22 protein-coding genes are annotated in these 26,211 nt (G+C 65.9%); 18 read left to right on the top strand and 4 right to left on the bottom strand.

Annotated features, from left to right (window positions below; genetic code table 11):
* The 3 genes from NUU27_RS18130 to NUU27_RS18120 form a co-directional block, all read left to right on the top strand.
* Window positions 1-567, top strand: a 567-nt coding sequence (locus tag NUU27_RS18130) for a TRAP transporter small permease (protein ID WP_308219983.1), incomplete at its 5' end; no start/stop codon positions are given.
* A 113-nt stretch (window positions 568-680) separates the two neighbouring features.
* Window positions 681-1,958, top strand: coding sequence for a TRAP transporter large permease (locus NUU27_RS18125; RefSeq protein ID WP_257763552.1), 1,278 nt, complete (start codon window positions 681-683; stop codon window positions 1,956-1,958).
* Window positions 1,959-1,966: 8 nt separating this feature from the next.
* Entirely contained in the window at window positions 1,967-2,764 is a 798-nt protein-coding gene (locus tag NUU27_RS18120; RefSeq protein ID WP_257763551.1) for an NAD(P)-dependent oxidoreductase, read from the top strand.
* 99 nt (window positions 2,765-2,863) lie between these two features.
* On the opposite strand, the gene NUU27_RS18115 is transcribed toward NUU27_RS18120, so the two are convergent.
* A complete protein-coding gene (locus tag NUU27_RS18115) occupies window positions 2,864-3,784 on the bottom strand; it encodes a hydrogen peroxide-inducible genes activator (RefSeq protein ID WP_257763550.1) in 921 nt (306 codons plus the stop codon).
* Between the two features lie 158 nt (window positions 3,785-3,942).
* Here NUU27_RS18115 and katG point away from each other — a divergent pair, with 158 nt between their 5' ends.
* Window positions 3,943-6,141, top strand: a complete 2,199-nt coding sequence (katG, locus tag NUU27_RS18110) for a catalase/peroxidase HPI (protein ID WP_257763549.1) — start codon at window positions 3,943-3,945, stop codon at window positions 6,139-6,141.
* 89 nt (window positions 6,142-6,230) lie between these two features.
* On the opposite strand, the gene NUU27_RS18105 is transcribed toward katG, so the two are convergent.
* A complete protein-coding gene (locus NUU27_RS18105; protein ID WP_257763548.1) occupies window positions 6,231-7,280 on the bottom strand; it encodes a LacI family DNA-binding transcriptional regulator in 1,050 nt (349 codons plus the stop codon).
* A gap of 136 nt (window positions 7,281-7,416) precedes the next feature.
* Between NUU27_RS18105 and NUU27_RS18100 the strand changes: the two genes are divergently transcribed.
* From NUU27_RS18100 to NUU27_RS18065, 8 genes are all read left to right on the top strand, one after another.
* Window positions 7,417-8,514 carry a glycoside hydrolase family 105 protein gene (locus NUU27_RS18100; protein WP_257763547.1) on the top strand — a complete coding sequence of 366 codons (1,098 nt, stop codon included), beginning with the start codon at window positions 7,417-7,419 and terminating at the stop codon, window positions 8,512-8,514.
* Entirely contained in the window at window positions 8,511-9,347 is an 837-nt protein-coding gene (gene kduI / locus NUU27_RS18095) for a 5-dehydro-4-deoxy-D-glucuronate isomerase (RefSeq protein WP_257763546.1), read from the top strand. Before NUU27_RS18100 ends, kduI begins: the two co-directional genes overlap by 4 nt.
* Entirely contained in the window at window positions 9,347-11,887 is a 2,541-nt protein-coding gene (locus NUU27_RS18090) for a hypothetical protein (protein WP_374567436.1), read from the top strand. The genes kduI and NUU27_RS18090 overlap by 1 nt, the downstream gene beginning before the upstream one ends.
* Before the next feature lie 36 nt (window positions 11,888-11,923).
* Window positions 11,924-13,192, top strand: a complete 1,269-nt coding sequence (locus NUU27_RS18085; RefSeq protein ID WP_257763545.1) for an ABC transporter substrate-binding protein — start codon at window positions 11,924-11,926, stop codon at window positions 13,190-13,192.
* 14 nt (window positions 13,193-13,206) lie between these two features.
* Window positions 13,207-14,226 (top strand): carbohydrate ABC transporter permease, encoded by a 1,020-nt coding sequence (locus tag NUU27_RS18080; protein WP_257763544.1) that lies wholly within the window; start codon window positions 13,207-13,209, stop codon window positions 14,224-14,226.
* Window positions 14,223-15,275, top strand: a complete 1,053-nt coding sequence (locus NUU27_RS18075; protein ID WP_257763543.1) for a carbohydrate ABC transporter permease — start codon at window positions 14,223-14,225, stop codon at window positions 15,273-15,275. Before NUU27_RS18080 ends, NUU27_RS18075 begins: the two co-directional genes overlap by 4 nt.
* Window positions 15,276-15,284: 9 nt before the next feature.
* Window positions 15,285-16,376, top strand: a complete 1,092-nt coding sequence (locus NUU27_RS18070) for an ABC transporter ATP-binding protein (RefSeq protein WP_257763542.1) — start codon at window positions 15,285-15,287, stop codon at window positions 16,374-16,376.
* A 297-nt stretch (window positions 16,377-16,673) separates the two neighbouring features.
* Window positions 16,674-17,456: an SDR family oxidoreductase gene (locus tag NUU27_RS18065; RefSeq protein WP_257763541.1), complete on the top strand. Its 783-nt coding sequence runs from the start codon at window positions 16,674-16,676 to the stop codon at window positions 17,454-17,456.
* Between the two features lie 8 nt (window positions 17,457-17,464).
* On the opposite strand, the gene NUU27_RS18060 is transcribed toward NUU27_RS18065, so the two are convergent.
* Entirely contained in the window at window positions 17,465-18,181 is a 717-nt protein-coding gene (locus NUU27_RS18060) for a GntR family transcriptional regulator (protein WP_257763540.1), read from the bottom strand.
* Window positions 18,182-18,323: 142 nt separating this feature from the next.
* Between NUU27_RS18060 and NUU27_RS18055 the strand changes: the two genes are divergently transcribed.
* On the top strand, window positions 18,324-19,775 hold the full coding sequence (locus NUU27_RS18055) for an NCS1 family nucleobase:cation symporter-1 (protein ID WP_257763539.1): 1,452 nt from the start codon (window positions 18,324-18,326) through the stop codon (window positions 19,773-19,775).
* A 62-nt stretch (window positions 19,776-19,837) separates the two neighbouring features.
* On the opposite strand, the gene NUU27_RS18050 is transcribed toward NUU27_RS18055, so the two are convergent.
* The gene (locus NUU27_RS18050) at window positions 19,838-21,166 is read right to left on the bottom strand and encodes a PLP-dependent aminotransferase family protein (protein WP_257763538.1); all 1,329 of its coding nucleotides are present in this window, start codon (window positions 21,164-21,166) and stop codon (window positions 19,838-19,840) included.
* 101 nt (window positions 21,167-21,267) lie between these two features.
* Between NUU27_RS18050 and NUU27_RS18045 the strand changes: the two genes are divergently transcribed.
* The 5 genes from NUU27_RS18045 to NUU27_RS18025 all read left to right on the top strand — a co-directional run bounded on the left by NUU27_RS18045 (window position 21,268) and on the right by NUU27_RS18025 (window position 26,170).
* Complete coding sequence (locus tag NUU27_RS18045; RefSeq protein ID WP_257763537.1) at window positions 21,268-22,221, top strand: ABC transporter substrate-binding protein; 954 nt, start codon at window positions 21,268-21,270, stop codon at window positions 22,219-22,221.
* A 98-nt stretch (window positions 22,222-22,319) separates the two neighbouring features.
* Window positions 22,320-23,198 carry an ABC transporter substrate-binding protein gene (locus NUU27_RS18040; protein WP_374567445.1) on the top strand — a complete coding sequence of 293 codons (879 nt, stop codon included), beginning with the start codon at window positions 22,320-22,322 and terminating at the stop codon, window positions 23,196-23,198.
* On the top strand, window positions 23,195-24,136 hold the full coding sequence (locus NUU27_RS18035) for an amino acid ABC transporter permease (protein ID WP_257763535.1): 942 nt from the start codon (window positions 23,195-23,197) through the stop codon (window positions 24,134-24,136). The genes NUU27_RS18040 and NUU27_RS18035 overlap by 4 nt, the downstream gene beginning before the upstream one ends.
* Window positions 24,133-24,912, top strand: coding sequence for an amino acid ABC transporter ATP-binding protein (locus NUU27_RS18030; protein WP_257763534.1), 780 nt, complete (start codon window positions 24,133-24,135; stop codon window positions 24,910-24,912). The genes NUU27_RS18035 and NUU27_RS18030 overlap by 4 nt, the downstream gene beginning before the upstream one ends.
* 76 nt (window positions 24,913-24,988) lie before the next feature.
* A complete protein-coding gene (locus tag NUU27_RS18025) occupies window positions 24,989-26,170 on the top strand; it encodes a M20 aminoacylase family protein (RefSeq protein ID WP_257763533.1) in 1,182 nt (393 codons plus the stop codon).
* Window positions 26,171-26,211 lie beyond the last annotated feature (41 nt).

Below are 26,211 nucleotides of genomic sequence, written 5' to 3'. Positions count from 1 at the left end.
GGCGCCTCCAGGCGCCGGCAGTCCGGTGGCGGATGGAGGATGGCGATGCAGGACGAACAGGGACCGCCCGGCCGGGCGATGGGCGAAGGCGGCAGGGCCGAATGGCTGCTCGAGGGGCTTTCTGAGCTCTGCCTGCGCGTGGCCGGTGTGCTGCTCGTCCTGCTGATCGCGATCTTCGGCTGGCTCGTCTACGGCCGCTACATCCTCAACAACACCCCCACCTGGGTCGAGCAGGCGGCGCTGCTGATCGTCGTGTATGTGACCTTCCTCGGCGCCGCGGTCGGCATCCGCCGCAACACGCATTTGAGCATCGACTTCGTGCGCGAGGCGATGCCGGCCCTGCCGCGCAGGATCCTGGAAGTGATCTCGGATATCGCGCTGATCGTCTTCGCCGTGTTCATGACATGGCAGGGCTGGCACCTGGTGACGACGAACCTGCGCCGCAAGATCCCGCTTCTGGGCCTTTCGGAAAGCTGGCGGGCCGCACCGCTCGTCATCTGCGGCGTGCTCATGATCCTCTTCGTCTCGGTGGGCCTTTATCGACGCCTGCGCGCCTTCGGACGCTAGAGCGGAATGGCCGGGCTCGTCCGCTCCGCTGTGGTTCTCTTTCCTTGCCGCATGATCCTGCCGGCCGCGTGTGTCGCCGGCAGGGATAACCCTCCAACAAAAGGTTAGCGCCAATGGGTCTGGCGATACTCTTCGGCCTCTTCTTCGGCCTGATGATTGCGGGAGTGCCGGTGGCTTTTGCCCTTGGCGTGGCCTCCGTTGCGGGCTTCCTCTACGAGGGCTTTCCGCTCTTCGTGGCGTTCCAGCGCATCCTGTCGGGCATATCGGTCTTCTCGCTGCTGGCGATCCCCTTCTTCATCTTCGCCGGCGAACTGATGATGCAGGGCGGTATCGCGGCGCGGCTCGTCCGCCTCGCGGCCGCCGCGGTGGGAGCGCTGCGCGGCGGGTTGGGCATCGTCAACGTCGCCGCCTCGATGCTCTTCGGCGGCATATCCGGTTCGGCCGTGGCCGACACCTCCGCCCTCGGCTCCATTCTCATGCCCGTTATGAAGGAGAAGGGCTACGATCCCGACTACAACGTGAACGTGACGGTGACCTCCTCCATCGCGGGCATCGTCATCCCGCCGAGCCACAACATGATCCTGTTCGCCGTGGCGGCGGGCGGCGTGTCCGTGTCCAAGCTGTTCATCGCCGGCGTCGTGCCGGGCATTCTGATGTGTCTTTGCCTGGGCTTGGCGGCCTGGCTGGTGGCGCTGAAGCGCGGCTATGGCGGCGAGCCGTTCCCCGGATGGGGCGTGCTGGCATCGAGCTTCGTGGTGGCGCTGCCGGGGCTCTTCACGGCGGTCATCATCGTCGGCGGGGTCCTCTCCGGCATCATGACGGTCACCGAGTCGGGCGCCTTCGGTGCCATCTATGCCATCGCCGTCACGACGCTGGTCTATCGCGAACTGACCTGGGAGAACTTCAAGGTCGCTGTGCTGCGCTCGGTGATCACCACCTCGCTGGTGATGATCCTCGTCGGCTGCGCCTCGGCCTTCGCCTATCTGCTGGCGCTTTATCGCGTGCCGGAGCTGCTTGCCGGGGCGCTCACCTTCGTTTCCGACAATCCGCTGGTCATCCTTTTGATGCTCAACCTGATCCTGCTCGTGCTGGGCATGATCATGGACATGGCGGCGCTCATCCTGATCTGCACGCCGATCTTTCTGCCGGTGGCCGCGTCGATCGGTGTCGATCCGGTGCAGTTCGGCATCATCATGATGATGAATCTCGGGCTCGGCCTGTGCACGCCGCCGGTGGGAGCCTGCCTCTTCGTGGGCTGCGTCATCGGCGGGGTCAAGATCCAGGATGCGGTGAAGACGATCTGGCCCTTCTACCTCGCCATCCTGGTGGCGCTGATGTTGACGACCTACGTGCCGGCCATTTCCATGACCTTGCCGAGCTTGTTCGAATGAGAGGACCGATGCTGAAACGACTTCTGATCACGGGTGCCGGCGGCGGACTGGGCAAGGTCGCCCGCAAGCGGCTGACCCATCTTGCCGAGACGGTGAGGCTCACGGACATCGTGGATCTCGAGCCGGCGGCGGACAAGGAAGAATGCATCCGGTGCGATCTCGGCGATGCGCAGGCGGTGGAGCGCCTCGTCGAAGGATGCGACGGCATCGTGCATCTCGGCGGGCGGTCGGTGGAGGACAAGTTCTCCGTCATCGCCAATGCCAATATTCACGGTGTCTTCCATCTCTACGAGGCGGCCCGCAAAAAGGGCTGCAGCCGCATCTTCCTGGCCAGCTCCAACCATGTGATCGGCCTATACACGCAGGACCAGCGCCTCGACGACAAGGCGCAGCCGAAGCCCGATACGCTTTACGGCGTTTCAAAGCATTTCGCCGAGGGGCTGGCGCAGATGTATCACCACCGTTTCGGCATCGAGACGGCCATCGTGCGCATCGGCTCGTGCTTCCCGAAGCCGGTGAACCGCCGCATGCTCGCCACCTGGATGAGCCATGACGATTTCGTCTCATTGGTGGAGTGCGTCTTCGCGGTTCCCCGGCTCGGCTGCCCGATCATCTACGGCGTGTCCGACAACGACGAGCGCTGGTGGGACAACAGCCATGTCGATTATCTCGGCTGGCGTCCGAAGGACAATGCGGCGGTCTATCGGGACGAGGTTCATGCCAACACCCCGCTTCCGGCCAGGGATGCGCCGGAAGCCGTCTATCAAGGCGGCCTTTTCGCGGTGGAGCCCATCCATCAGGACTGAGCGCTCGATCGGTTCGGTGCCGGGGAGGCGGCCCGCGACCTCATCAGCGGGGCACAGGCCCCTGATGACGGGGAATGAGCGGCAGCGCTGCCGCCGCCGTCAAGCCGGGCGCGGGTCGTGCTGCTCGCCGGGAATCGCGGCGGCACGGCGGACGATCTCGGAAATCTGCAGCAACTGCTTCGCCAGGGGGCTCGTCTTGCGCCAGACCATGCCGATCGTCCGCGACGGCTGGGGCGTTTCGAAACGGGCGAGGGAGACCGAGGCGAAGCGCGTTTCCACCGGTACGGCCATCTCCGGGATCAGGGTGACGCCGATGCCGGCGCTGACCATCTGGACCAGCGTCGACAGGGAACTGCCGTCCAGAAGCTCCCGCGGCCGTGTCGCGTGCAGGTCGCAGAACGACAGGGCCTGGTCGCGAAAGCAATGCCCTTCCTCGAGCAGCAGCAGCTTCATCTCGCGCAGCGCCTCGCGATTGGGGATCGGCTTCCCCTCGTCGTGGCCAGGCCGGACGAGGACGAAATTCTCCGTGAAGAGCGGGACCTCCGCCAGCGACGGTTCGGACACCGGCAGCGCGACGATGGCCGTGTCGAGCCGGCCGTCCGCAAGCTCCTGAATGAGCTTCGGTGTCAGCGTCTCGCGCACCTGGATGTCGAGGCCGTCATGCATGCCGGTGAGATTGCTGATGATCCGCGGTAGGAGATAGGGGGCGACGGTCGGAATCACGCCGATCCGCATCCGCCCCACCAACTGGTCCTGCGAGGCCCGGGCAAGATCGCTCAGCTCATCGACCGAGCGCAGGATGTCGCGGACGCGCGGGGCGACCTCTTCTCCGAAGTTCGTCAGCCGGACCTGGCGTGCGCCCCGTTCGAAGAGTTCCGTGCCGAGCGCTTCCTCCATCTCCTTGATCTGCATCGACAAGGCGGGCTGCGAAATGGCGCAGGCATCGGCCGCGCGGCCGAAATGGCCGTGCCGTGCCAGTGCCTCGAAATAGCGGAGCTGTTTCAGGGTCAAGTTTATCATAAGGCGATCTTATCATGATAATCAGGAAATCCAATTTAAACTAATGGAACAAGTCCGGTATAGAAATCTGACGACCAAACGATGTGGCGCCCCCCTTACAGGGATTCGCGGCCTGCCACGAAACAGTTCAACCGACACAGCCAGGATGGGAGAGAAAAATGGACACAAGGACCGACGAAAGCACGGGCAAATGCCCGGTGGTCCACTCGGTGGCCAGGGGCAGGGTGAATCGTGACTGGTGGCCCAACCAGCTCGATGTTCAGGTTCTCCACCAGCACTCCAGCCTGTCTGATCCGATGGGCGAGGCGTTCGATTACGCAAAGGCGTTCAAGAGCCTCGATCTGGATGCGGTGATCAAGGATCTCCATGCGCTGATGACGGATTCGCAGGACTGGTGGCCGGCCGATTTCGGCCATTACGGCCCCCTGTTCATTCGCATGGCGTGGCACAGCGCCGGCACCTATCGCATCGGCGACGGCCGCGGCGGCGCCGGCGCCGGCCAGCAGCGTTTTGCGCCGCTGAACAGCTGGCCGGACAACGTGAACCTCGACAAGGCGCGCCGGCTTTTGTGGCCGATCAAGCAGAAATACGGCCGCAAGATCTCCTGGGCCGATCTCATGATCCTCACCGGCAACGTGGCCCTTGAATCCATGGGCTTCAAGACGTTCGGCTTCGCCGGCGGCCGCGAGGACGTGTGGGAGCCGGAGCAGGATATCTACTGGGGGCCGGAAGGCACCTGGCTGGCCGATGAGCGCTACAGCGGCGATCGCGATCTGGAGAACCCGCTGGCCGCCGTGCAAATGGGCCTGATCTACGTCAATCCGGAAGGTCCGAACGGCAATCCCGATCCGCTCGCCGCGGCGCGCGACATCCGCGAGACCTTCGCGCGCATGGCGATGAACGACGAGGAGACCGTCGCGCTGATCGCCGGCGGACACACCTTCGGCAAGACCCATGGTGCGGGGGATGCCGCTCTCGTCGGTCCCGAGCCGGAGGCCGCCGGCATCGAGGAGCAGGGCCTCGGCTGGACCAGCAAGTTCGGCACCGGCAAGGGCGGGGATTCCATTGGCAGCGGCCTGGAAGTGACCTGGACGACGACGCCGACCCAGTGGAGCAACAATTTCTTCGCCAACCTGTTCGGCTACGAATGGGAACTGACCAAGAGCCCGGCCGGCGCGCACCAGTGGACGCCCAAGGGCGGGGCCGGCGCAGGCATGGTTCCGGACGCGCACGATCCGGCAAAGCATCATGCGCCGTCCATGCTGACGACCGACCTCGCCCTGCGTTTCGACCCGGTCTATGGCGAGATCTCGCGGCGCTTCTACGAAAATCCCGATGCGTTCGCCGATGCGTTCGCCCGGGCCTGGTACAAGCTGACCCATCGCGACATGGGGCCGATCCAGCGCTATCTCGGACCGCTGGTCCCCAAGGAGATCCTGCCTTGGCAGGATCCGATCCCGGCGGTCGATCACGACCTGATCGACGGTCAGGACATCGCCGCCCTGAAGGCCAAGATCCTTGCGTCCGGTCTGTCGGTGTCTCAACTGGTGGCGACGGCCTGGGCGTCCGCCTCCACCTTCCGCGGCTCCGACAAGCGCGGCGGCGCCAACGGTGCGCGCATCCGCCTTGCGCCGCAGAAGGACTGGGAGGTCAACCAGCCGGCGGAGCTGGCGCGGGTCCTGGAGATGCTCGCGGCGATCAAGGGCGAGTTCGACGCCGCCCAGTCCGGCGGCAAGAAGGTCTCGCTCGCAGATCTGATCGTCCTCGGCGGTTGCGCGGCGATCGAGAAGGCGGCAAGCGACGGCGGCACCCCGGTCGAGGTTCCCTTCACGCCGGGCCGGATGGATGCCTCGCAGGAGCAGACCGACGTCGAGTCGTTCGCGCCGCTCGAGCCGTTTGCCGACGGCTTCCGCAACTATCGGCGCGGCCCGCATCGCCTCTCGCCGGAGGAGCAGTTGGTCGACAAGGCCCAGCTCCTGACGCTGACGGCGCCCGAAATGACGGTGCTGGTCGGTGGCTTGCGCGTCCTTGGCGCGAACGCCGAGGGGTCGAAGCACGGCGTGTTTACCGAGCGGCCCGGCACGCTGACCAACGACTTCTTCGTCAACCTGCTCGACATGGGCACCAAGTGGCAGCCGGCCGCCGGCGCCGAGGACGTGTTCGAAGGCCGCGACCGCCGGACGGACGAGGTCAAGTGGACCGGCACCCGCGTCGACCTGATCTTCGGCTCGCATTCGCAGTTGCGGGCGTTGGCGGAAGTCTATGCATGTGCCGATTCGAAGGAGCAGTTCGCCAGGGATTTCGTGGCGGCATGGACCAAGGTGATGGACGCCGACCGTTTCGATCTGGTGGCCTGAACCTCTTCGACCGGGGCTATCCCGGTCGCCCGCAAACTGACGGGCATCAATCCGAGCGGCGTTTCAAGGAGACTTGAAGCGCCGCTTCCTTATCGAGCGTCCCTGGTGTTCGCAGCGGTGGACTGGCGCTCGATGATCTGGCAGGCGAGCTCGATGCGCCGGGGCGGCACGGCAAGGCCGTCGACGCCGTCGAGCAGCAGATCGAGCGCCGCCGAGCCGATTTCGCGCATGGGGATATGGATGGTGGTAAGCGGCGGGTTGTGAAAGGCGGCCTGCGGCAGGTCGTCCATGCCGACGACCGAGACGTCGCCGGGAACCTGATGGCCGCTTCGTGCCAGCCCGAGCATGGCGCCCACGGCCAGGCTGTCGCCCGCCGCCAGCACGGCGGTGAAGTCGAGCCCGCGCCGTGCGATGCGTGCGCCGATCGCCTCGGCGGCGAGGTCGGGAAGCCAGTCCTCGACCTCGACGACGAGATCCTCGACGTCGGTGATGCCATGGGCGGCCAGGGCGTCCCGCCAGCCCTCGAAGCGCCGTTCGATGGTGCGCCGGCCGCGCCGCATGAGAAACAGGATGCGTCTGTGTCCGAGCTGCAGCAGGTGTTCGGCGCCCAGGCGCGCGGCAGAGCGGTTGCAGGGCGTCACGCTGGACAGGCGCATCAGCGGGTCGTCGCCGTTCACCAGCACCACCGGCTTGCCGAAGCTGCGGCTGAGCGACAGGACCTCCTCGTCGTCGAGAGTGAGAAAGAGAAAGCCGGCCACCTCCTCTTCGGAGAGCGCCGCCTCCAGAACATTGATGTCCTGGGCGGGGTCGGCGACCGGCTGCGTGACGATCTCCACGCCCAGCGCCCGAGCGCGGGCGTTGAGCCCGTCGAGGACATGCAATGTGAACTGATTGCGCACATAGTCGACCATGGCCGCGCTGCTGGCCGCCAGCACCACCTTGCGGCCGGTCGCGGAGGCGGGCACGGCGTAGTTGAGCGCCCTGGCGATGTCCATGACGCGCGCGCGCAGCTCCGGCCGCACGCCCTTCTCGCCGGCCAGCGCGCGTGATGCCGTGCTGAGCGACACGCCGCATCGCTCGGCGATGTCCTCGAGCCGCACCTTGCGGCTGCGTTTTCCTCTCTTGCCCGTTTCACTCATGCCGATGGTTCCCCCGTCTGTATCGGCAGATTGCAAAAAATTTTCATGTTGCGCAAGTTGTTAAGCGATGGCAAAACCGAAGGCAGGCTTACCGGCTGCCTTGGGGGAAGGCGCCTGACCGTTTGGGAGGATGGACATGCCCGTCGATGGGCGCACCTTGCGTCGAAGTCTCGACCAGCTCGTATCCGGGATGACACGGCTCCGGCATGACGGCCGTTTCGACGAGCCCAATCTCGATGGCACGGCCGGCGACTATATCAGCTTCGAAGCATGGGAATGGCCGCAGGGCATCGGCCTTTACGGCCTGGTCCGCCTCTGGCAGCGCACGGGCGACGAGGCGCTGCTCCGATTGATCGAGGATTGGTATCAGAAGCGCCTTGCGGAAGGCCTGCCGCCGCTCAACATCAACACGAGCGCGCCGATGCTCGCCCTCTCGTTGCTGTGGCGCAACACGCGCGATCCGCGGTGGGTGGAAGCGCTCGACGATTGGGCCGAGCGGCTGATCGCCATGCCGCGCACGGCCGAAGGCGGCCTGCCGCATATCGTTTCCGACAAGATCAACGACAACGAGCTGTGGGACGACACGCTGGTCATGGCGGGGCTTTTCCTCGCCGCCCACGGCCAGGCGAGAGGTCGTCCCGAACTGATCGAGGAAGCATGCCGGCAGTTCCTCGTCCATGTCCGCTATCTGGCCGATCCCCACTCCGGCCTCTGGTTTCATGGCTGGACCTTCAAGGGGCGGCACAATTTCGCCCGTGCCCTGTGGGGCCGGGGCAATGCCTGGGCGGTGCTGGGCATTCTCGATCTCATCGACTTGGCGGAGATCGCCGCTCCCGTGCGCTCCTTCCTCCTTGGCGTGCTGGAAACGCAGATCTCCGCCCTCCTTCAACTGCAGGCCCCGTCGGGCGCCTGGCACACGCTGCTGGATGACCCGGGCTCCTATGAGGAGATCTCGGCGACGGCCGGCATCGGCTACGGCCTGATGAAGGCGGCGCGGCTCGGACTCGGGCCGCAGGGGTGCCGCGAGGCCGGGTTGCGGGCGCTCGACGCAGTCCTTGCCAACATCGACGAGACGGGCACCGTCTTCAAGGTTTCCTACGGCACCCGCATGGGCGGGGATTTGCAATTTTATCGCGACATTCCGATCCAGCCGACCGGCTACGGCCAGGCGCTGGCGATCCTGTGCCTCACGGAAGGCCTTGACCATCTGGACACTGGAGAGGTGGCAGCATGACCATGCGCGTGATCTACGGCGCATCGCCCAACGACATTCCCGGCTTCGACACGGCGCGGCTGCGGGCCGAGTTCCTGGTCGAAAAGCTGTTCGTTCCGGGGCGAATCGAATTTGCCTATACGCATGTCGACCGCATGATTCTGGGCGGCGCCGTGCCGACGGAAGAGGCCCTGTCCTTCGGCGACGGTGCCGATGTCGGCACGCCGCTTTTCTTCACCGCGCGCGAGATGGGGATCGCCAATCTGGGCGGGTCGGGGACGGTGGAGGTGGACGGCACCGCGTTCCGTCTGCAGAACCGCGACATCCTCTATGTCGGGCGTGGCGCCAAGAGCGTGCGTCTTGCGAGCGACGATGCCGGACAGCCGGCGCGGTTCTACATGAACTCGGTGCCGGCAGGGGCGGATCATCCGCATCGCCTCATCAGGCGGGCGGAAGCCAAGGTCGTGGAAATGGGAGAGGCACGGCGCGCCAATCAGCGGCGGCTTGCCATGTATATCCATCCCGAGGTCGCGCCGTCCTGCCTGCTCCTGATGGGCATCACCGATCTCGCACCGGGCAGCATCTGGAACACCATGCCGCCGCATCTTCACGAGCGGCGCATGGAAGCCTATTGCTATTTCGATCTGGCGCAGGAGGACCGGGTGTTCCACGTCATGGGCCGGCCCGACGAGACCCGTCATCTGAACGTCGCCAATGGCGATGTCGTGCTGTCGCCTGCCTGGTCGATCCACATGGGGGCGGGCACGGGGCCTTATGCGTTCGTCTGGGGCATGACCGGCGAGAACCAGGCCTATACGGATGTCGATCCCGTGGCGATCGCGGACATCTTGTGATGGCGGACGCGGCGCGCCTCTCCGAAACCCGCTTTCTGCGCCGCCCACTGGAGCCGGGGATGCCGGTCGCCTATTGGCAGGTGGGCGAGATGGCCGAGAGCCGCTACGATCTGCCCGACCAGACGATGGCCGGGGCGATGGATCCCTTCTTCTTCCTGACCAAGGAGAAGAACTTCATCCCGCACGAATATCCCTGCCGCACGCGCTTTGCGGCCGATCACCGCGGGAGGCGTCCGGCGGCCGCCGGCACCTTCGAGCCTTGCCGCAACTGGCTCCCGTTCGGTTCGCCGCGGCTTGACCTTTCCGGCTTCTGGTTCCGCCCCACGCGGCTTGCCACCTGGGCGCGGGCCGTCATCGTGGCGGAGCGGGAGGGGGCGGCGAGGCTGAGGTTGCGCACCTGTGGCGGCGCGGTCCTTTTCGTCAATGGGCAGGAGGCGGGCTTCCTGGCGCCTTACACGCGCAATCTGGAGAAGGAGGAGGATTTCGACGCGGTGCTGCAGCACGGCGCCAACGAGATCCTCGTCTGTTTCGACGATCTCGCCGAGCGCGATGCCCGCTACTATATCGAACTCGATTACCTCGACGGTCCGCCCGCCGAGACGGCTCTGCCCGTCGCCTGCGAGGAAGCGCTGGCCGAAGCCGTCGAGGACACGCTTGCGCACATGCATTTCGAGGCCGTCGCCTACACGCGCGGCGAGGTGGCGTTGCGGCTGCCGGCGCCGGCGCCCTTCGGGCTTGATGCTGCGATCAGCGTGGAAGGCGATTTCATGTCGCGCGAGGCGCTTGCGCTGGAGCGCCGGCTGGTCGCCGGTGCGGAGCGTCTCGCCGTCGCGCGGGTCGAGGATTTGCCGGGCGATTTCCGCCATTTCACCGTGACCCTGTCCGCCGGCGGCTTTTCCGCGTCGCGCACCTTCGGCGTCGAGATCTGCCATGCAGAGCGGCAGGGCCCGCCGCCCGTGGAGGCGGAGGCCCGCATCGAAGAGGCGCTGCGCGAGGTCGCAGGGTTCGCCGAACCCGACACGGTGCGCGCGCTCGCCCGCCTGGCCCTGGGGGATGGCGGCAGCGAAACCCAGGCGATGATCGAAAAGTCGCTGCCGGTCATCGAGGATTGCCACGATTGCGCGGATTTTCACCTGGTGCCGCTGCTGTGGTGCCGGGCGCGCTACGGCGATCTTTTGCCGCCGACGCTCGTCCAGCGCATCGATGCCGCCGTCACCGGCTACCGCTACTGGTTCGACGAGCCGGGCAACGACGTGCAGTGGTATTTCTCGGAAAACCACGCACTGCTGTTCCACACCGCCGCCTATCTTTCCGGCGATCTCCTGCCGCACGCGACGTTCCGCCGTTCCGGGCGGTCCGGCGCCGAGCAATCGGCCGTCGGGCGTCAGCGCGTGCGTGAATGGCTCGATCATTTCGAGGCCTGGGAGATGGCGGAGTTCAATTCGGCGCCCTATTTCCCGATCGATTTCAAGGGGTTGACGGCGCTTTACGCCCTTTCCCCGGATGCCGATATTGCGGCGCGTGCGGGAAGGGCGATCGTCCGGATGATGGAGGTGATCGCCAACTCGGCGCATCACGGCGTGCTGACGGCGGCGCAGGGGCGCAGCTACGAGCACACGCTGCGCGCCGGCCGCTCGCTGGAGCTCTCGGCGATTGCCCGGCTGTTCTGGGGCAAGGGGCACTACGGTGCCCGCTTCCACGCCCTGCCGCAACTGGCGCTTTGCCTGCGCGATCATGGGCTGGCCGTGCCGGAGGGGCTGGCGGGGCGTGCCGGCCTTGCCGGCGACACCGCCCAGGAATGGGTCTTCGCGCAGGGCGAAAACCGTTTTGCCCGGCTCTATCACTACAAGACCGCCGACCACGCGATGGGATCGGTCGCGGCCTATCGCTGGCATGAATGGGGCTATCAGGAGACGCTTCTGCATGCCCGCATCGGAAACAGCCCCGACGCGCAGCTCTGGATCAACCAGCCGGGCGAGGTCATCCATTCGGGCTTCGGCAGACCGTCCTACTGGGGCGGCAGCGCCACCATCCCGCGCGTGCAGCAATATCGCGACCTGGCCATCGTCGTCTTCGAGGGCAAGGAGGGCCAGCCGGCCTTTTCCCACGCCTGGCTGCCGCGAGCCGTCTTCGACGCCGTCAGGCTTTCGCAAGACCGGGCGGCGGTCGCCGCCGATGGCGGCCGCTTGCTGCTGAAGGCGAGCGGGCCGCTCCTGCCGGTGGAGACAGGCCCCACCGCCGGCAGCGAGCTCAGGCTTGAAGGGTTGCAGGGCCACTGGATCGTCCGCCTCGGCGACGCGCGCCGGCACGGCGATCTGGAGGCTTTCGAACGGCGCTTTGCAGGCCTTGCCATCCTCACAGAGGAAGATGGGACGCTGACGGTCGAGGATCCGGACTACGGGGAGGTGCGGTTCGAGGCATCGGGCAGGGTTGTGGCGGAGGGGCGCGTTCTTGCGCCCGAAGACTGGACAGTTGCAGGAATTCGCGCGGAAATGGCCGCCGGGCCGTTGCAGGAGGGTGCGCGTATCGGAGCCGGCTGAGCCGGCGCTTGCGAAACGACAGAGGAGGAGAAGGCAATGAGACGAGTGAAATCGGCACTGCTGGCTTTGACGGTCGGATTGACCGCCTCGGCACAGGCTCTGGCCGGAGACGTCCGCGTCATGTGGTATTCCGACGGCGTCGAAGGCGAGGTGATCCAGGATCTCCTGAACCGCTTCATGGAGGAGAATCCGGACATCAACGTCATCCTCGACAATGTCGCCTACAGCGTCATCCAGGAACAGCTTCCGATCCAGCTCGAGGCAGGGCAGGGGCCGGACATCGCCCGCGTCACCAACCTCAAGGCGCTCGCCGATCACTGGCTGGACCTGACGCCCCATCTCGAGAACGCCGATTACTGGCGCGAGAATTTCGGCGCCGAGGCCGACTGGATGCGGCCCGACGGCTCCGATGCCATCACCGGCTTCATGACGCAGCTCACCCTGACCGGCGGTTTCGCCAACAAGACGCTGTTCGAGCAGGCAGGTGTGGAGCTTCCCGGCGAGAAGGCGACGTGGGACGACTGGGTGGCGGCGGCAGCCAAGGTGGCCGAGAGCCAGCAACTGCCCATGGCCTTCGCCATCGACCGCTCCGGCCACCGCATCTCCGGTCCCGCCATCTCCTACGGCGCGAACTACATCGCAAAGGACGGCGCCCCGGCGCCGCTCGACGACGGCGCCAAGGCCTTCATCGAGCGCTTCGTCAAGTGGAATGCCGACGGCAGCCACTCCAAGGAGGTGTGGGTGAGCGCCGCCGGATCCACCTACCGGGCGGCCGCCGACGATTTCATCAATGCCCAGATGGCGTTCTACTATTCGGGAAGCTGGCAGGTGGCCAACCTGTCGACCAAGATCGGCGACGCCTTCGACTGGGTGGCGACCGGCAGCCCCTGCGGCGCCGATTCCTGCAGCGGCCTGCCGGGCGGCGCGGCGCTGGTCGGCATCAAATACACCAAGAACCCGGAGGAGGTGGGCAAGGTGATGGACTTCCTGGCGCGCCAGGACATCGTCAAGGAGTTCTCCGAACGCACGCTGTTCCTGCCGGCGCACAAGGGCGTCATCGCCGGGGGGCTGGACTTCCAGAGCGAGGACCCGAACGTCAAGGAGGCGCTCAACGTCTTCGTCAAGGCGAGCGGCGCCGTGGCGCCGAATGCCGCCGCCCTGCCGGCATGGAAATGGGCCACGGCCTATTACAACGCGCTGGTCACGCGCATCAGCCAGGTCATCGCCGGCGAGATGTCGCTCGATGAAGCCTATGCCAGCATCGACCGCGACGTCGCCGACGCGGTGGCGGAAGCCTCGCGCTGACCTCACGCATCGCCATGGCCGCACAGCCCATCCTGAAGAAGGCCGGCACTGCGCTTGCAGCGCCGGTCGCCTGGCTCGCCGCCCTCATCGACCCGCCGCTGCGCGGGTTGCAGAAGGCCACGGGCCTCAACGGCATGGCCGCCTTCTTCCTGGCGCCGAACATGGCGATCTTCGGCATCTTCGTGCTCTTCCCGCTGGTCATCAACTTCGCCTACTCGATGACCGGCGGCAGCGCCCTGTTCCTCGAACAGCGCACCTATGTTGGCACCGAGCAGTATGAGCGGCTCCTGACCTGCGGGAATTACCTCGATAAGCAGAGCTGCACCGAAGACCTGTTCTGGAATGCCGCCGGCAATACGGCCGTGTTCGTCCTGTTCCAGGTGGCGCTGATGACGGTCTTTGCCATGATCACGGCCCTGATCCTCAACCGTGAGCTTCGCGGCCGCGGCTTCTGGCGCGCGGTCTTCTTCTTTCCCGTGCTCCTGTCCCCCGTGGTCGTCGGCCTCATCTGGCGCTGGATCCTGCAGCGTCAGGGTCTGCTCAACTATCTCCTGCACCAGGTCGGCATGGAGCCGGTGCTGTGGCTTACGGACCGCTTCTGGGCCTTTGCCGCCGCCATCATGGTCTCCGTCTGGGCGCATATGGGCTTCTACGCGCTGATCCTTCTTGCCGGCCTGCAGGCGATCCCGAAGGACCTCTACGAGGCGGCCGAGATGGACGGCACGCGGCCGGCCCGCGTCTTCTGGCGCATCACCCTGCCGCTCTTGATGCCCAATCTCATCGTCGTCGTGGTGCTGGCGCTGATCCGTGCCGTGCAGATCTTCGACGAGGTCTATGTGCTGACGGGCGGCGGGCCGGGCACGAGCACCATGTTCCTCACGCAGTATATCTACGAGATCGGCTTCGCGCAGCTCATCCGCAATCCGGGGCTCGCCGCCGCCGCGTCCATCCTCATGGGTGCCGTTCTCGTCGTCCTCACCCTGTTGCAGCTTGCGGCGAGCCGGCGCAGCCAGAATGCGGGAGGCGGCAAATGACGAGGGTCGCTGCGTTCCTGCTGCGCCGCCGCGGCGGCAAGGGCTGGCACTGGACGGATGTCTTCACCTGGATGTGGCTGATCGGCGGCGTCGTCCTGATGTTCGGGCCGGCCGTGTGGCTGGCGGGCTCGTCCTTCAAGTCGCCGGCCGCGCTGGCCGAGTTCCCGCCTTCGATCCTGCCATATGTGACGGCGGAGGCGACCGTCGAGGGGTATGAGAAGCCCCTGCCGCTCTACCGCGTCGCGGGCGAGGACGGCGAGACGCGCATCCTGGCGCAGGTGCGGCGCATCGGCATCGTCGCGCAGATGGTCGACCCCAAGGCGCCGGGCGAGATCGTCAAGGTCAACATCGCCGACCGCACCCCGGTGCGCGAGATCAGCTTCGCGACCGAAAACTACACCGAGCCCTTCCTGCATTTCGATTTCTTCCTCTACCTGCGCAACTCGCTCTTCGTCACGCTGATGGCGACGCTGATCACCCTGGTCACCAATTCCATGGCGGCCTTCGCCTTGTCGAAATACCAGTTCCGGGGCCGCTCCTTCGTCATGCTTTTGATCCTGGCGACCCTGATGGTGCCGTTGTCCGTGATCCTGGTGCCGCTCTATTCGATCATCAGCGCCATGGGCCTCTTCAACTCGCTTTGGGGGGTGATCCTGCCGACCGTCGCCACGCCCACCGGCGTTTTCCTGCTGCGCCAGTACATGCTCACCATTCCCGACGAGCTGATCGATGCCGCGCGCATGGATCGCGCTTCCGAATGGCAGATCTACTGGCGCATCGTCCTGCCGCTGACGGCGCCGGCGCTCGCCGTGCTCGCCATCTTCTCCGTGGTCTGGCGCTGGAACGATTTTCTCTGGCCGCTCATCGTCCTGTCGCGCAAGGAGCTCTACACGCTGCAGGTGGGCCTCAACACCTATGCCGGCGAGCTCAACGTGCAATGGCATTACATTCTGGCGATGACCGTGGTCACCATGCTGCCGGTGGTGCTCGTCTTCGTCTTTCTGCAGCGCTTCATCACCACCGGCATCGCCGGCAGCGGATTGAAATAGGAGGGCGCCTTGGGTCGCATCACACTCGACGGCATCGCCAAGGCCTACGGTTCGGTCGACGTTCTCGGCGACATCGACCTGAAGATCGACGATGGCGAGCTGGTCGTCTTCGTCGGCCCGTCGGGCTGTGGCAAGTCGACTTTGCTGCGGCTGATCGCCGGGCTCGACAAGCCGACGGCCGGCGAGATCCGCATCGACGGCGCCGTGGTCAACCGCGTGCCGGCGGCCGATCGCGGGCTGGCCATGGTGTTCCAGTCCTATGCGCTCTATCCGCACATGAGCGTGCGCGGCAACATGGCGTTCGGGCTCGAGAATTCGCACATGCCGCGCAAGGAGATCGAGGCGCGCATCGCCGAAGCGGCCCGCATGCTCGAGATCGGGCCCTATCTCGACCGCCGGCCGGGCCAGCTTTCCGGCGGGCAGCGCCAGCGCGTCGCCATCGGCCGCGCCATCGTGCGCAATCCGACCGCCTTCCTGCTCGACGAGCCGCTGTCCAATCTCGATGCCGAGCTGCGCGTGACCATGCGCGCCGAACTCGCCGCCCTCCACGCGCGGCTGAAGACCACGATGATCTATGTCACGCACGATCAGGTGGAGGCGATGACACTCGCCGACCGCATCGTCGTGCTGCGCGCCGGCCGCATCGAGCAGGTGGACACGCCGCTCAACCTCTTCAACAAGCCGGCAAATCTCTTCGTCGCCGGCTTCATCGGAGCGCCCAACATGAACTTCTTCCCGGGCACCGTGGATGCGGCGCTGCCCGACGGGCTGTCGGTCTCCTTTCTGGACGGGCAGAGCGCGCCGGTGAAGGCCGATCCCGGCGTGGCGGCCGCTGCCAGTGGCGCGCTCACGCTCGGCATCCGCCCGCAGCACCTGCATCTGGCGCAGGAGGGTGAGCCGCAGTTTCCGGTCACCGTGACACTGGTCGAGGCGCTGGGCGCCGAGACGGTGGTGCACGGGGTGACCGGCGGCGGGGCGCGGGTCCTGGCGGTGCTGCCGGGTCAGCCGGAGATCGCCAAGGGCGATGCCGTCGCATTGTCCTACAAGCGCGACCTGCTGCACGCCTTCGACGGCGACGGCATCAGGCTCGCGGGAAACTAGGGTCAGGACCTATTAAAATGACCACAATGGCGTTCGATAGACCAAGAGATGCAAGGAAAAGCCCGCGGAGCGGGGTCTTTCCCCGGTCAAGGGCTTTGACGCGGCAGATCGCCGGTCTATCGAGCGTCCTTCGGATCGGCCTGATTTGCACGGGCTACTTTGTCGCAAGACCTTGAAAGACGTGAAGTCTTCCTGCGGTCCTGCTCCGCGTATCCGCACAAATCAGGCCGACCATTGCGGCCATTTTAATAGGTCCTGACCCTAGAAGGGCGGGCCATGTCGCGGGAGGAAACCGGAATGATCGAACCGTTTGATGCCAAAAACGCCTTTTCCCTCGCCGGTAAGCGGGCGCTGGTGACCGGGGGCGCCTCGGGCATCGGCCAGGCGATCGCCGTCGCCTTCGCGCAGGCCGGGGCCGATGTCGCCTTCACGACGCACAGCCATCCCGGCGACGAGACGGCGGCGGCGATCAAGGCGGCGGGCCGAACGGCGAGCGAGGTGCCGGTGGATCTCGGCAGGATCGACGCCGCTGGCGCCGAAGCGCTGATGGGCGATCTCGAAGCCCGTTTCGGCCCGGTGGACATCCTCGTCAACAATGCCGGCATCATCCGGCGCGCCGACCTGCCGGTGCACGGAGAGGCCGATTGGCGGGCGGTGATGGCAACCAATCTCGATGCCGTCTGGTTCCTCTCGCAGGCGGCGGGCAGGCGCATGGGCGAGCGCGGCGATGGCCGCCTGATCGCCATTGCCTCCGTGCTCTCCTTCCAGGGCGGCATCCGCGTTCCCGGCTATGCGGCGGCCAAGCATGCCGTGGCCGGCCTCACCAAGGCGCTCGCCAACGAACTGGCCAGCCGCAATGTCTGTGCCAATGCGATCGCGCCGGGCTACATCGCCACCGACAACACCGCTGCCCTGCGCGCCGATGCGGAGCGCTCGCGGCAGATCCTCGAGCGGATCCCCGCCGGGCGCTGGGGCCGGCCCAACGACATCGCGGGGGCCGCCGTGTTCCTGGCCTCGCCCGCCGCTGCTTATGTCAACGGCGCGATCCTCTCGGTCGACGGCGGCTGGATGGCGCGCTGAACTGCGCTTCAGGCCGGCACGCCCCACCACTGGAGCGTGTTCTTGAGGTGGAAGCGGATGGCGTCGCGGGCGCCGTCGGCATCGCGCGCCTCGAGCGCGGCGATGATCGCCAGGTGCTCTTCCATGGCCGAGGCGATGCGGTTCGGCAGGAACGCCCGGGTGTTCTGGATGATGGCGATGCGGTTGCGGTTTTCCTCGTAGAGGCGCTTTTCGAGCCAGGTGTCGAGGCCGGCGGACAGGGCGTCGTGCAGCGACAGGTCGGTCCGGATCGCCTGGCGCGGCAGGTCGGGCGTCATCTCGCGCCGGGCGTCGTGCAGCATCTCCTCATGCGCCGCGCGCAGCGCGGCGAGCGGCATCTCGGCGCCGCTGGCGATCAGCCGCCTCGCGCCGTCCACGTCGAACATGGCGCGCAGGTTGAGGCAGGCCCGCGTCGTCTCCGGCCCCGCATCCATGATCACGACGCCGCGCTTGGGGATGACGCTCAGGAGCCCGCAGGCCTCGGCGCGCTTGACGGCATCGCGCACGGCCGCCAGCGGAAAGGCCAGCAGGTCGACGAGGCCCGGGACGGTGTGAAAGGCGCCGCTCGACAGCGTGCCGTCGCGCAGCCTGTCGATCAGCGCGTCGTAAGCGCCCTGCGCGAGCAGGTCCGGGGAGGATTTCCGCGCCTCCGTGGTGTTTCGGCGGCGGTTGCCATTTTCGCGTTTTCCCGAAAGGTGATTCACCATCTTCACACGTATTGCCAATGAAAAATGCTGTGTAACATTTTAGAAAAAATATCAGGGGAATGCCAGTCACCGACGCGCATTCATCGGTCTGGGGAACCGCCTGCGGGAATGATCGTGAAACTGAAAGCAATGGGAGAACGATATGCCCATCTCACCGGATACGAGCGGCCATGACGGCGCGCTTTACAATGATGATCTTGCTCCGCTGCCGGCGGAAAAGCGCAAATGGGGCGCGTTCGAGATATTCAACGTTTGGAACAACGATATCCAGAGCCTGTTCGGCTATTCTCTGGCCGCCTCGCTTTTCATCACCTACGGCCTGAACGGATGGGCGGTGTTCGCGGCGATCGTCATCGCCGGCTTCTTCGTCATGTTTCTGGTCAATCTGACCGGCAAGCCGTCGGTTGAGCACGGCATCCCCTATCCGGTCATGGCGCGGGCCAGCATGGGGGTCTTCGGCGCGCGCTTTCCGGCCCTCGTTCGCGGCATCGTCGCCATCTTCTGGTATGGCGTGCAGACCTACTTCGCCTCGACCGCGGTCGCCCTGCTGCTCAACACCGTCCTCGGCATCAAGGGCGGCGGAGCATTCCTCGGCATGACGGCGATCGGCTGGCTGTCCTACCTGATCGTCTGCGTGTTCCAGGTGGCGCTGTTCATGCGCGGCATCGACTGGGTCGGCAAGTTTCTGAACTGGGCCGGCCCGCTGGTCTATGTCGTCATGATCGCCCTTTGCCTGATGATCTGGTGGAAGGCCGGCAACGGGATCTTCGGAGCGCTAGGCACCATCTTCGAGGGCAGCGAGGCATCCGACCCGCGCGGTCCGGTGGCCGCCTTCTTCGCCATCGTCGGAACGATGATCGCCTATTTCGCCGCCGTGGTGATCAACTTCGGCGACTTCTCGCGTTTCGTCAAAACCGAGCGGGCGATGAAGGTCGGCAATTTCTGGGGACTTCCTGTCTCCATGGCCTTCTTCTCCCTGATCGCGCTCTTCGTCACGGCCGGTACGGTGGTGCTGTTCGGCGAAAAGCTCGTCAATCCCGCCGATATCGTCGACCGGGTCGACAATGTGCTTCTGACGCTGATCGCCGCCGTCACCTTCTTTGCGGCGACCGTCGGCATCAATCTCGTCGCCAACTTCATTCCCCCCGCCTACGACATCGCCAACCTCAACCCGGAGAAGATCTCGGCACGGACGGGCGGCATCATCACGGCGGTCGTCGCCTTCTTCATCGGCGCGCTGTGGATGCCGGTGATCTCCAACATCGGCATCGCCGCCTTCGTCGACACGCTCGGAGCCTTCCTCGCGCCGCTCTACGGCATCCTGGTCGCCGATTACTACATCGTCCGGCGCAAACGGGTCGCGGTCGACGATCTGTTCTCGTCCGACCCGGCGGGGCCGTATTTCTACGGCAACGGCTGGAACCACAGGGCCATCCTGGCCTTCGCCCTTGCCGCCATCTTCTCGGTGGCCACCGTCTGGGTCCCGGCCCTGTCGGAGCTGTCCGGCTATGGCTGGGTGATCGGTGCGGTGCTCGGCGGCGCCCTGCATGTCGTGCTGATGAACAGCAAGCTGCCCATTCCGGAAACGATCTGACCTTCCGGAACGTCCTCCCCTGAGAAACTGGCCGGCGCGAGCCGGCCTCTTTTTGTGGGATCCTATGCCTTGGCGCTGGCCAGCATGATCGCGTCGGCGACCTGGTCATAGGATCCGTCGAGGGTGGCGGTGGCAACGCGGATGTGCGGATCGGGCCGGATCGAGAACTTGGCTCCGGGATTGACGGCGATGTTGCGCGCCGCCAGCGTGACCATGGCGAAGGGCTCGGAGGCGACCGGCACCCACGCGCAAAGCCCTCCGCCCGGGCCGATGTCGAGGCCGCGTTCGGCCAGCGCCGCGGCCAGACGGTCGCGCCGCCTTTGATAGACGGTCCTCGCCTGCGCCACACTCTGCCGCGTCGACGCATCGTCGAGCAGCCAGGCCGTGGCCGCCTGCAGGATGCGGCTCGTCCATCCGGCGCTGAAGCTGCGATAGGACTGGATCTGGTCGACGATCGTCCCGGTGCTCGACAGCACGGCGAGGCGAAGGTCGGGACCGAGCGTCTTGGAATAGGAATGGACGTGGATCGTGCGGTCCGGGAAGCGGCCGCCGAGGCTCTGTGCCGGGGCGGCGGAGACGTCGCCCACACCGTCATCCTCGATGATCAGCGTGTCGCTGCCGGCGAGCAGATCGCCCAGCGCCGTCAGCCGCTCGGCCGATACCGTCCGGCCGGTCACCGAATGAAGACGCGGCTGCAGGAGAAAGGCGGCGGGGCGAAGCCGCATCGCCTCGGCGAGCGATGCAGGCAACGGCCCCTCGCGGTCGCACCGCACAGGCACGATGTTGACGCCGCGGTCTTCCAGAATATCGAGCAGGCGCATCGCCGTCGGATGCTCGATCGCCACCGTCGAACCCGGCATGACGAGCGCGTGCAGAATGGCGTAGACGGCGTTGTAGCCGCCGTTGGTCGCCAGAAAGGCATCCGCCTCGTAAGGCCAGGTCCGCCTGACGGCCGCTTCCAGCTCGGGAACGATGCGGCTCCTCGTGTAGCTGTTGAGGCCTTCCGCCGAGACCCCGTGGGCGAAGGCCCGGTCGAGCCTCGGGAGCAGGGTGACGTCCGGCGCGGCCAGGGTCAGGTCGAGGACGTCCTTGCCGTAATTGCCGGCGCTTGCCAGCCGTTCCGGCTTGGCGATGAAGCGATCGCCGGTGACCCATGTGCCGTTGCGGCCGCGGCCGTTGAGGATCTTCTGGCGGCGCAATTCGCTCCAGGCTTCGGAAATGGTGGCCGGGCTCACGCCCATTTCGAAGGCAATGTCGCGGATGGAGGGCAGCCGCGTTCCCACCGGAAGCGATCCCGAACGGATCAGGGCGCTGGTCTCGATGGCGATGCCCCGGATCGACGTGTCGCCGATATTGCGGGCGAACCATTCTGCGGTGATGTCGTCGCTCATCCCATCGCCCTTTAAATGTTCAATAACATAATAACATTTGTCCTTGATAATTTGAACATTTAACGTCCGGTTTCCAGAGAATTTGTGAGGCCTGCCTGAAAATGAAGCTTACCCTCCGTCTCGCGCTGCGCGATTGGGACTATATGACGCCGCTCGTGCTGGGAGAGGTGGCGTCCCCGACCCTCGAAGTGGTCGTGGACCGGGTGGGCACGCTGGTGTCGAATTTTGCGCAGAACGAGACCTATGACGCGGCCGAGATGTCGTTCAGCCGCTACGCGCAGCTCCGTCACGACGGCAATGACGGCATCGCCGGCATCCCGAACTTCATCATGCGCGGGTTTCGCCATCGCTGCATCATCACGCGCAAGGACAGTCCGGTCCGCTCGCTTGCCGATCTCCGAGGCAGGAAGATCGGCGTTACCGGCTGGCGCGATTCCGGCAACACCTGGACGCGCGCGGCGCTGAGGCGCGAGGGCGTCGGCGTCGAGGACGCCGTGTGGTATGCCGGCCGTCTGACCGAAGCGCATCCGATCGTCGACAGGCTTGACGGTTTTGGCCGGCCGGGCCGCATCGAAGCCTGCCCCGGCGAGCGGCCGATGGTCGAGCTTCTTGTCGAAGGCGGGCTCGATGCGGTGTTCACGCCCTTCATGCCGAAAGGGTTCTTCGACGCCGATTCGCCGTTTCGCCAGGTTCTCGAGGACTTCCGCACTGCGGAAGTCGCCTATTTCAACGCCGTCGGCTACGTGCCGGGCATGCATCTGATCGGCATCAAGCCGCAGATCGCCGACGCGCATCCATGGGTCATGGACGAACTCAGCCGGATGATCGATGAAGCGCAGCGCATCTGGCTGGAAAAGCGGGAGAAATATGCGGACACCACGCCATGGATGATCGATGAGCTGCGCCGCTGCGCGGCCGACCTCCCGGCGGGCTGGAACGAAAACGGCTTTGCAAGGAACCGCAAGATGATCGCCGATTTCGCCGAGGAACTGCATGAGCAGAAGATCGTTTCGCGGCGTCTTTCGCCGGCGGAACTCTTTCCGCGGCATGCCTAGGGTCCTGACCCTGGGGCTGACCGCCCCGCACCTCGCCGGCCTGCGGGCCGATCCAGACCACAGCAAGACCAAAAAAGGGGAATGCCATGAACTTCAGGATGATCGCTTCAACGGCTCTCGCCGTCCTCGCCCTCGGCAGCGTGGCCAAGGCCGAGGAGGCGTCGCTTCCGGCCCTCGAGAAGGATGAGGCGCTGCATGCCCGGTTGCCGGAGGCCATCCGCACCGCCGGCAAGATGATATCCGTCAACAACGGTTCCTTCCCGCCCTACGAGATCGTCACCGGCACCGAAATGAGCGGTGCCAGCGCCGATCTGACGGACGCTCTCGGGCAGGTGCTGGGCGTCGAGATCGAGCATGAGACCGTCGGCGGCCTGCCGGCGCTGCTGGCCGGTGTCAATTCGGGCCGTTACCAGTTCGCCTTCGGCCCGGTGGGCGACTTCAAGAGCCGCGAGGAGGCCAATGATTTCGTCGACTGGGTGCAGGAATACGTCGTCTTCGCCGTGCACAAGGGCAATCCGAAAGGCATCGCCTCGCTCGACACGGCCTGCGGCAACCGCATCGCAGTCATGGCCGGCGGTTCGGCCGAACGGGTGATCAAGGCACAGAACGACAAGTGCCAGGCAGACGGCAAGGCGGCCATCGAGGTCCAGTCCTACACCGATCAGCCGAGTTCCATCCTTTCGGTGCGTTCGCGGCGGGCCGACGCCTTCTTCTCCTCGCAGGCTCCGCTCACCTATTTCGTGAGCCAGGCCAACGGCCAGCTCGAACTGTCCGGCGTCGGCCAGAGCAACGGCTTCGACAGCCTGTTCCAGGGGGCAGTCGTGCCGAAGGGCTCGCCGCTTGCCGAAACCCTCAAGGACGGCATCCAGATCCTGATGGACAACGGAACCTATGCCGCCATCATGAAGAAGTGGGGTCTTGAGAACAACATGATCAAGGAGCCCGGGATCAATCTCGGTGGGTCGCTTCCCAAATGAGCAACGAACACGCCATTGCCGCATCGCCCTCCGGCGATGCGGCCGCACGGGACGTCGCCAGCGCCCACACACCGTTCCGCTACGGCCAGCTCATCCTCTGGATCGTCGTGGGCGCGGTCGTCGTGAACTTCGCCTGGATCGTCGCCAACAACGAGAATTTCGGCTGGCCGGTGGTCGGGCAGTATTTTTTCGATCCGACGGTGGTGCAGGGGCTGTATGTCAGCCTCGGGCTGACGGTGATCGCCATGGCCCTGGGCATCGCGCTCGGCCTCGTCCTCGCCGTCGCGCGCATGTCGAGCGACCCGCTGGCGAGCACCCTGTCGGCCTGGTTCGTCTGGTTCTTCCGCGGCACGCCGCTGCTCGTCCAGCTGATCTTCTGGTACAACATGTCGACACTGTTCCCGACGTTGTCGATCGCCATTCCCTTCGGCCCGACGCTGGCCAGCTGGGACACCAACTCCGTCATCACGCCCATGACCGCGGCAATCGCCGGCCTGGCGCTCAACGAGGCGGCCTATATGGCCGAGATCATCCGCGGTGGCCTTCTGTCCGTCGACCGGGGCCAGGCCGAGACGGCAGAAGCCTTCGGCATGACGCGGATGCGCGCCCTGTGGCGCATCATCATCCCGCAGGCCATGCGCTCGATCGTGCCGCCGACCGGCAACCAGCTCATCAGCATGATCAAGGCCACGTCGCTCGTCAGCGTGATCGCCATGGCGGATCTCCTCTATTCCGTCCAGTCGATCTACAACCGCACCTTCGAGATCATCCCGATGCTGCTGGTGGCCGTCATCTGGTATCTCCTGATCACCTCGATCCTGAACGTCGGTCAGGGCTACATCGAGCGCTACTACAGCCGTGGCGAGCGCCGCACCGGCGGTGCCGCGCAGGGCGCCAAGCCGGCCGCTGCCGCCGTCGCAGGGGAGGCAAGCCATTGACCGCCGCGACCGGAACCGAACCCCTCGTCAGGGCGCGCAACGTCCACAAGGCCTTCGAGCGCCTCGAGGTCCTGAAGGGCATCGATCTTGACGTCATGCCGGGCGAGGTGGTGGTCATTCTCGGCCCGTCGGGGTCGGGAAAGTCGACCTTTCTGCGCTGCATCAATCATCTCGAGGCCATCGACGCCGGCTCGATCATGGTCGGCGGCGAGCAGATGGGCTATCGGCTGAAAAACGGCCACCTCGTCAAGCTGTCGGCCAACGCGATCGCCCTGCAGCGCCGCAAGATCGGCATGGTGTTCCAGCAGTTCAATCTCTATCCGCACATGACGGTGCTGCAGAACATCATCGAGGCGCCGGTGGGCGTGCATGGGGAAAGCCGCGCCTCGGCGGTCGACAACGCCAAGCAGTTGCTGGCTCGCGTCGGACTGTCCGACAAGCTGAACAGCTATCCGCGTCAGCTTTCCGGCGGCCAGCAGCAGCGCGTGGCGATCGCCCGGGCGCTGGCGATCAGGCCGGAGCTTATGCTGTTCGACGAGCCGACCTCGGCGCTCGATCCGGAGCTGGTCGGCGAGGTGCTGAACACGATGCGCGACCTCGCCGGGCAGGGCCTGACCATGATCGTCGTCACCCATGAGATCGGCTTTGCCCGCGAGGCGGCGGACCGTGTCGTCTTCATGGACGGCGGGCACATCGTCGAAGCGGGCAGACCCGACGAGGTGCTGGGCAACCCGCAGCATCCCCGCACGCAGGCCTTCCTGTCCCGCTTCCTGTAAGACGTCGCCACCGTCTCTTTCGCGCCGGCCGTCATGGCCGGCGCATTCCGCCTGTTCAACATCCAGGGACCGAACCATGCTTCAAGACAATGCCTTTGCGACCGTCGCCGATTTCGAGGCGAAGAAGGACGAGCTCGTCGCCGTCCGGCATTACCTGCACGCCCATCCCGAGCTCTCCCATCAGGAGGAGGCGACGGCCCGCTATGTGGCCGACAAGCTGACCGCATGGGGTTACGAGGTGACCAAGGGCGTCGGCGGCCACGGCGTCGTCGCGCGGCTGAGCGTCGGCGAGGGCACGCGCGGCATCGCCATCAGGGCCGACATGGACGCGCTGCCGATCATGGAGGAGACGGGTCTTGCCCATGCCAGCACCCGGCCGGGCGTGATGCATGCCTGCGGTCATGACGGGCACACGACGGTTCTGCTCGGCGCGGCGGAGCATCTGGCGCGAACCCGTCGTTTCAACGGCACGGTGACGCTGATCTTCCAGCCGGCCGAGGAAGCGGGCGTCCCCAGCGGCGCCCAGCGGATGATCGCCGACGGGCTGTTCGAGCGTTTCCCCTTCGACGTGATCTACGGCCTGCACAACCATCCAGGTGCGCCCGAGGGAACGCTGCTCATGCGGTCCGGGCCGATGATGGCGGCCGCCGATACGGTGGAGATCACCATCCGTGGCAAGGGTGGGCATGCATCGCGGCCGCATCTTGCCGTCGATCCCGTGGTGATTGCCTGCAATCTCGTCGTCTCGCTCCAGTCCGTCGTCTCGCGCAGCGTCGATCCGACCCAGACGGCGGTGGTGACGGTCGGCACGATCCACGCGGGCGAGGCGGTCAACGTCATTCCCGAATATGCGAAGCTGGCGATCAGCGCGCGTTCCTTCGATCCCGCGATCCGGCGGGTGCTGGAAGAGCGCATCACGGCGCTCGCCCGGTCGGTCGCCGAAGGCCATGGCGCGAGCGTCGAGATCGACTATCTGCACGGCTATCCGGTGGTCGTCAATTCCGAGGCGGAGACGGAGTTTGCCCGGACGGTCGCCGAGGAGCTCGTCGGGGCGGAGAAGGTCGCCACCTGCAACCTCATCCCCGGCAGCGAGGACTTCGCCTATTTCCTCGAGCGCAAGCCCGGCGCCTTCCTGCGGCTCGGCAACGGGCTGAACTCAGCGATGCTGCACAACCCGAAATACGACTTCGCCGACGACAGCCTGACGATCGGCGCGGCCATGTGGGCGCGCCTGGTCGAGCGCTATCTCGGGCTCTGACCCGCATTCGGCCGCCCGCGACCGCGCGCGGTCGCGCGGGC

Source organism: Nitratireductor sp. ZSWI3, from assembly GCF_024655565.1.
Lineage (GTDB): Bacteria > Pseudomonadota > Alphaproteobacteria > Rhizobiales > Rhizobiaceae > Nitratireductor.
This window is presented reverse-complemented; position numbering and strand designations above follow the sequence as displayed.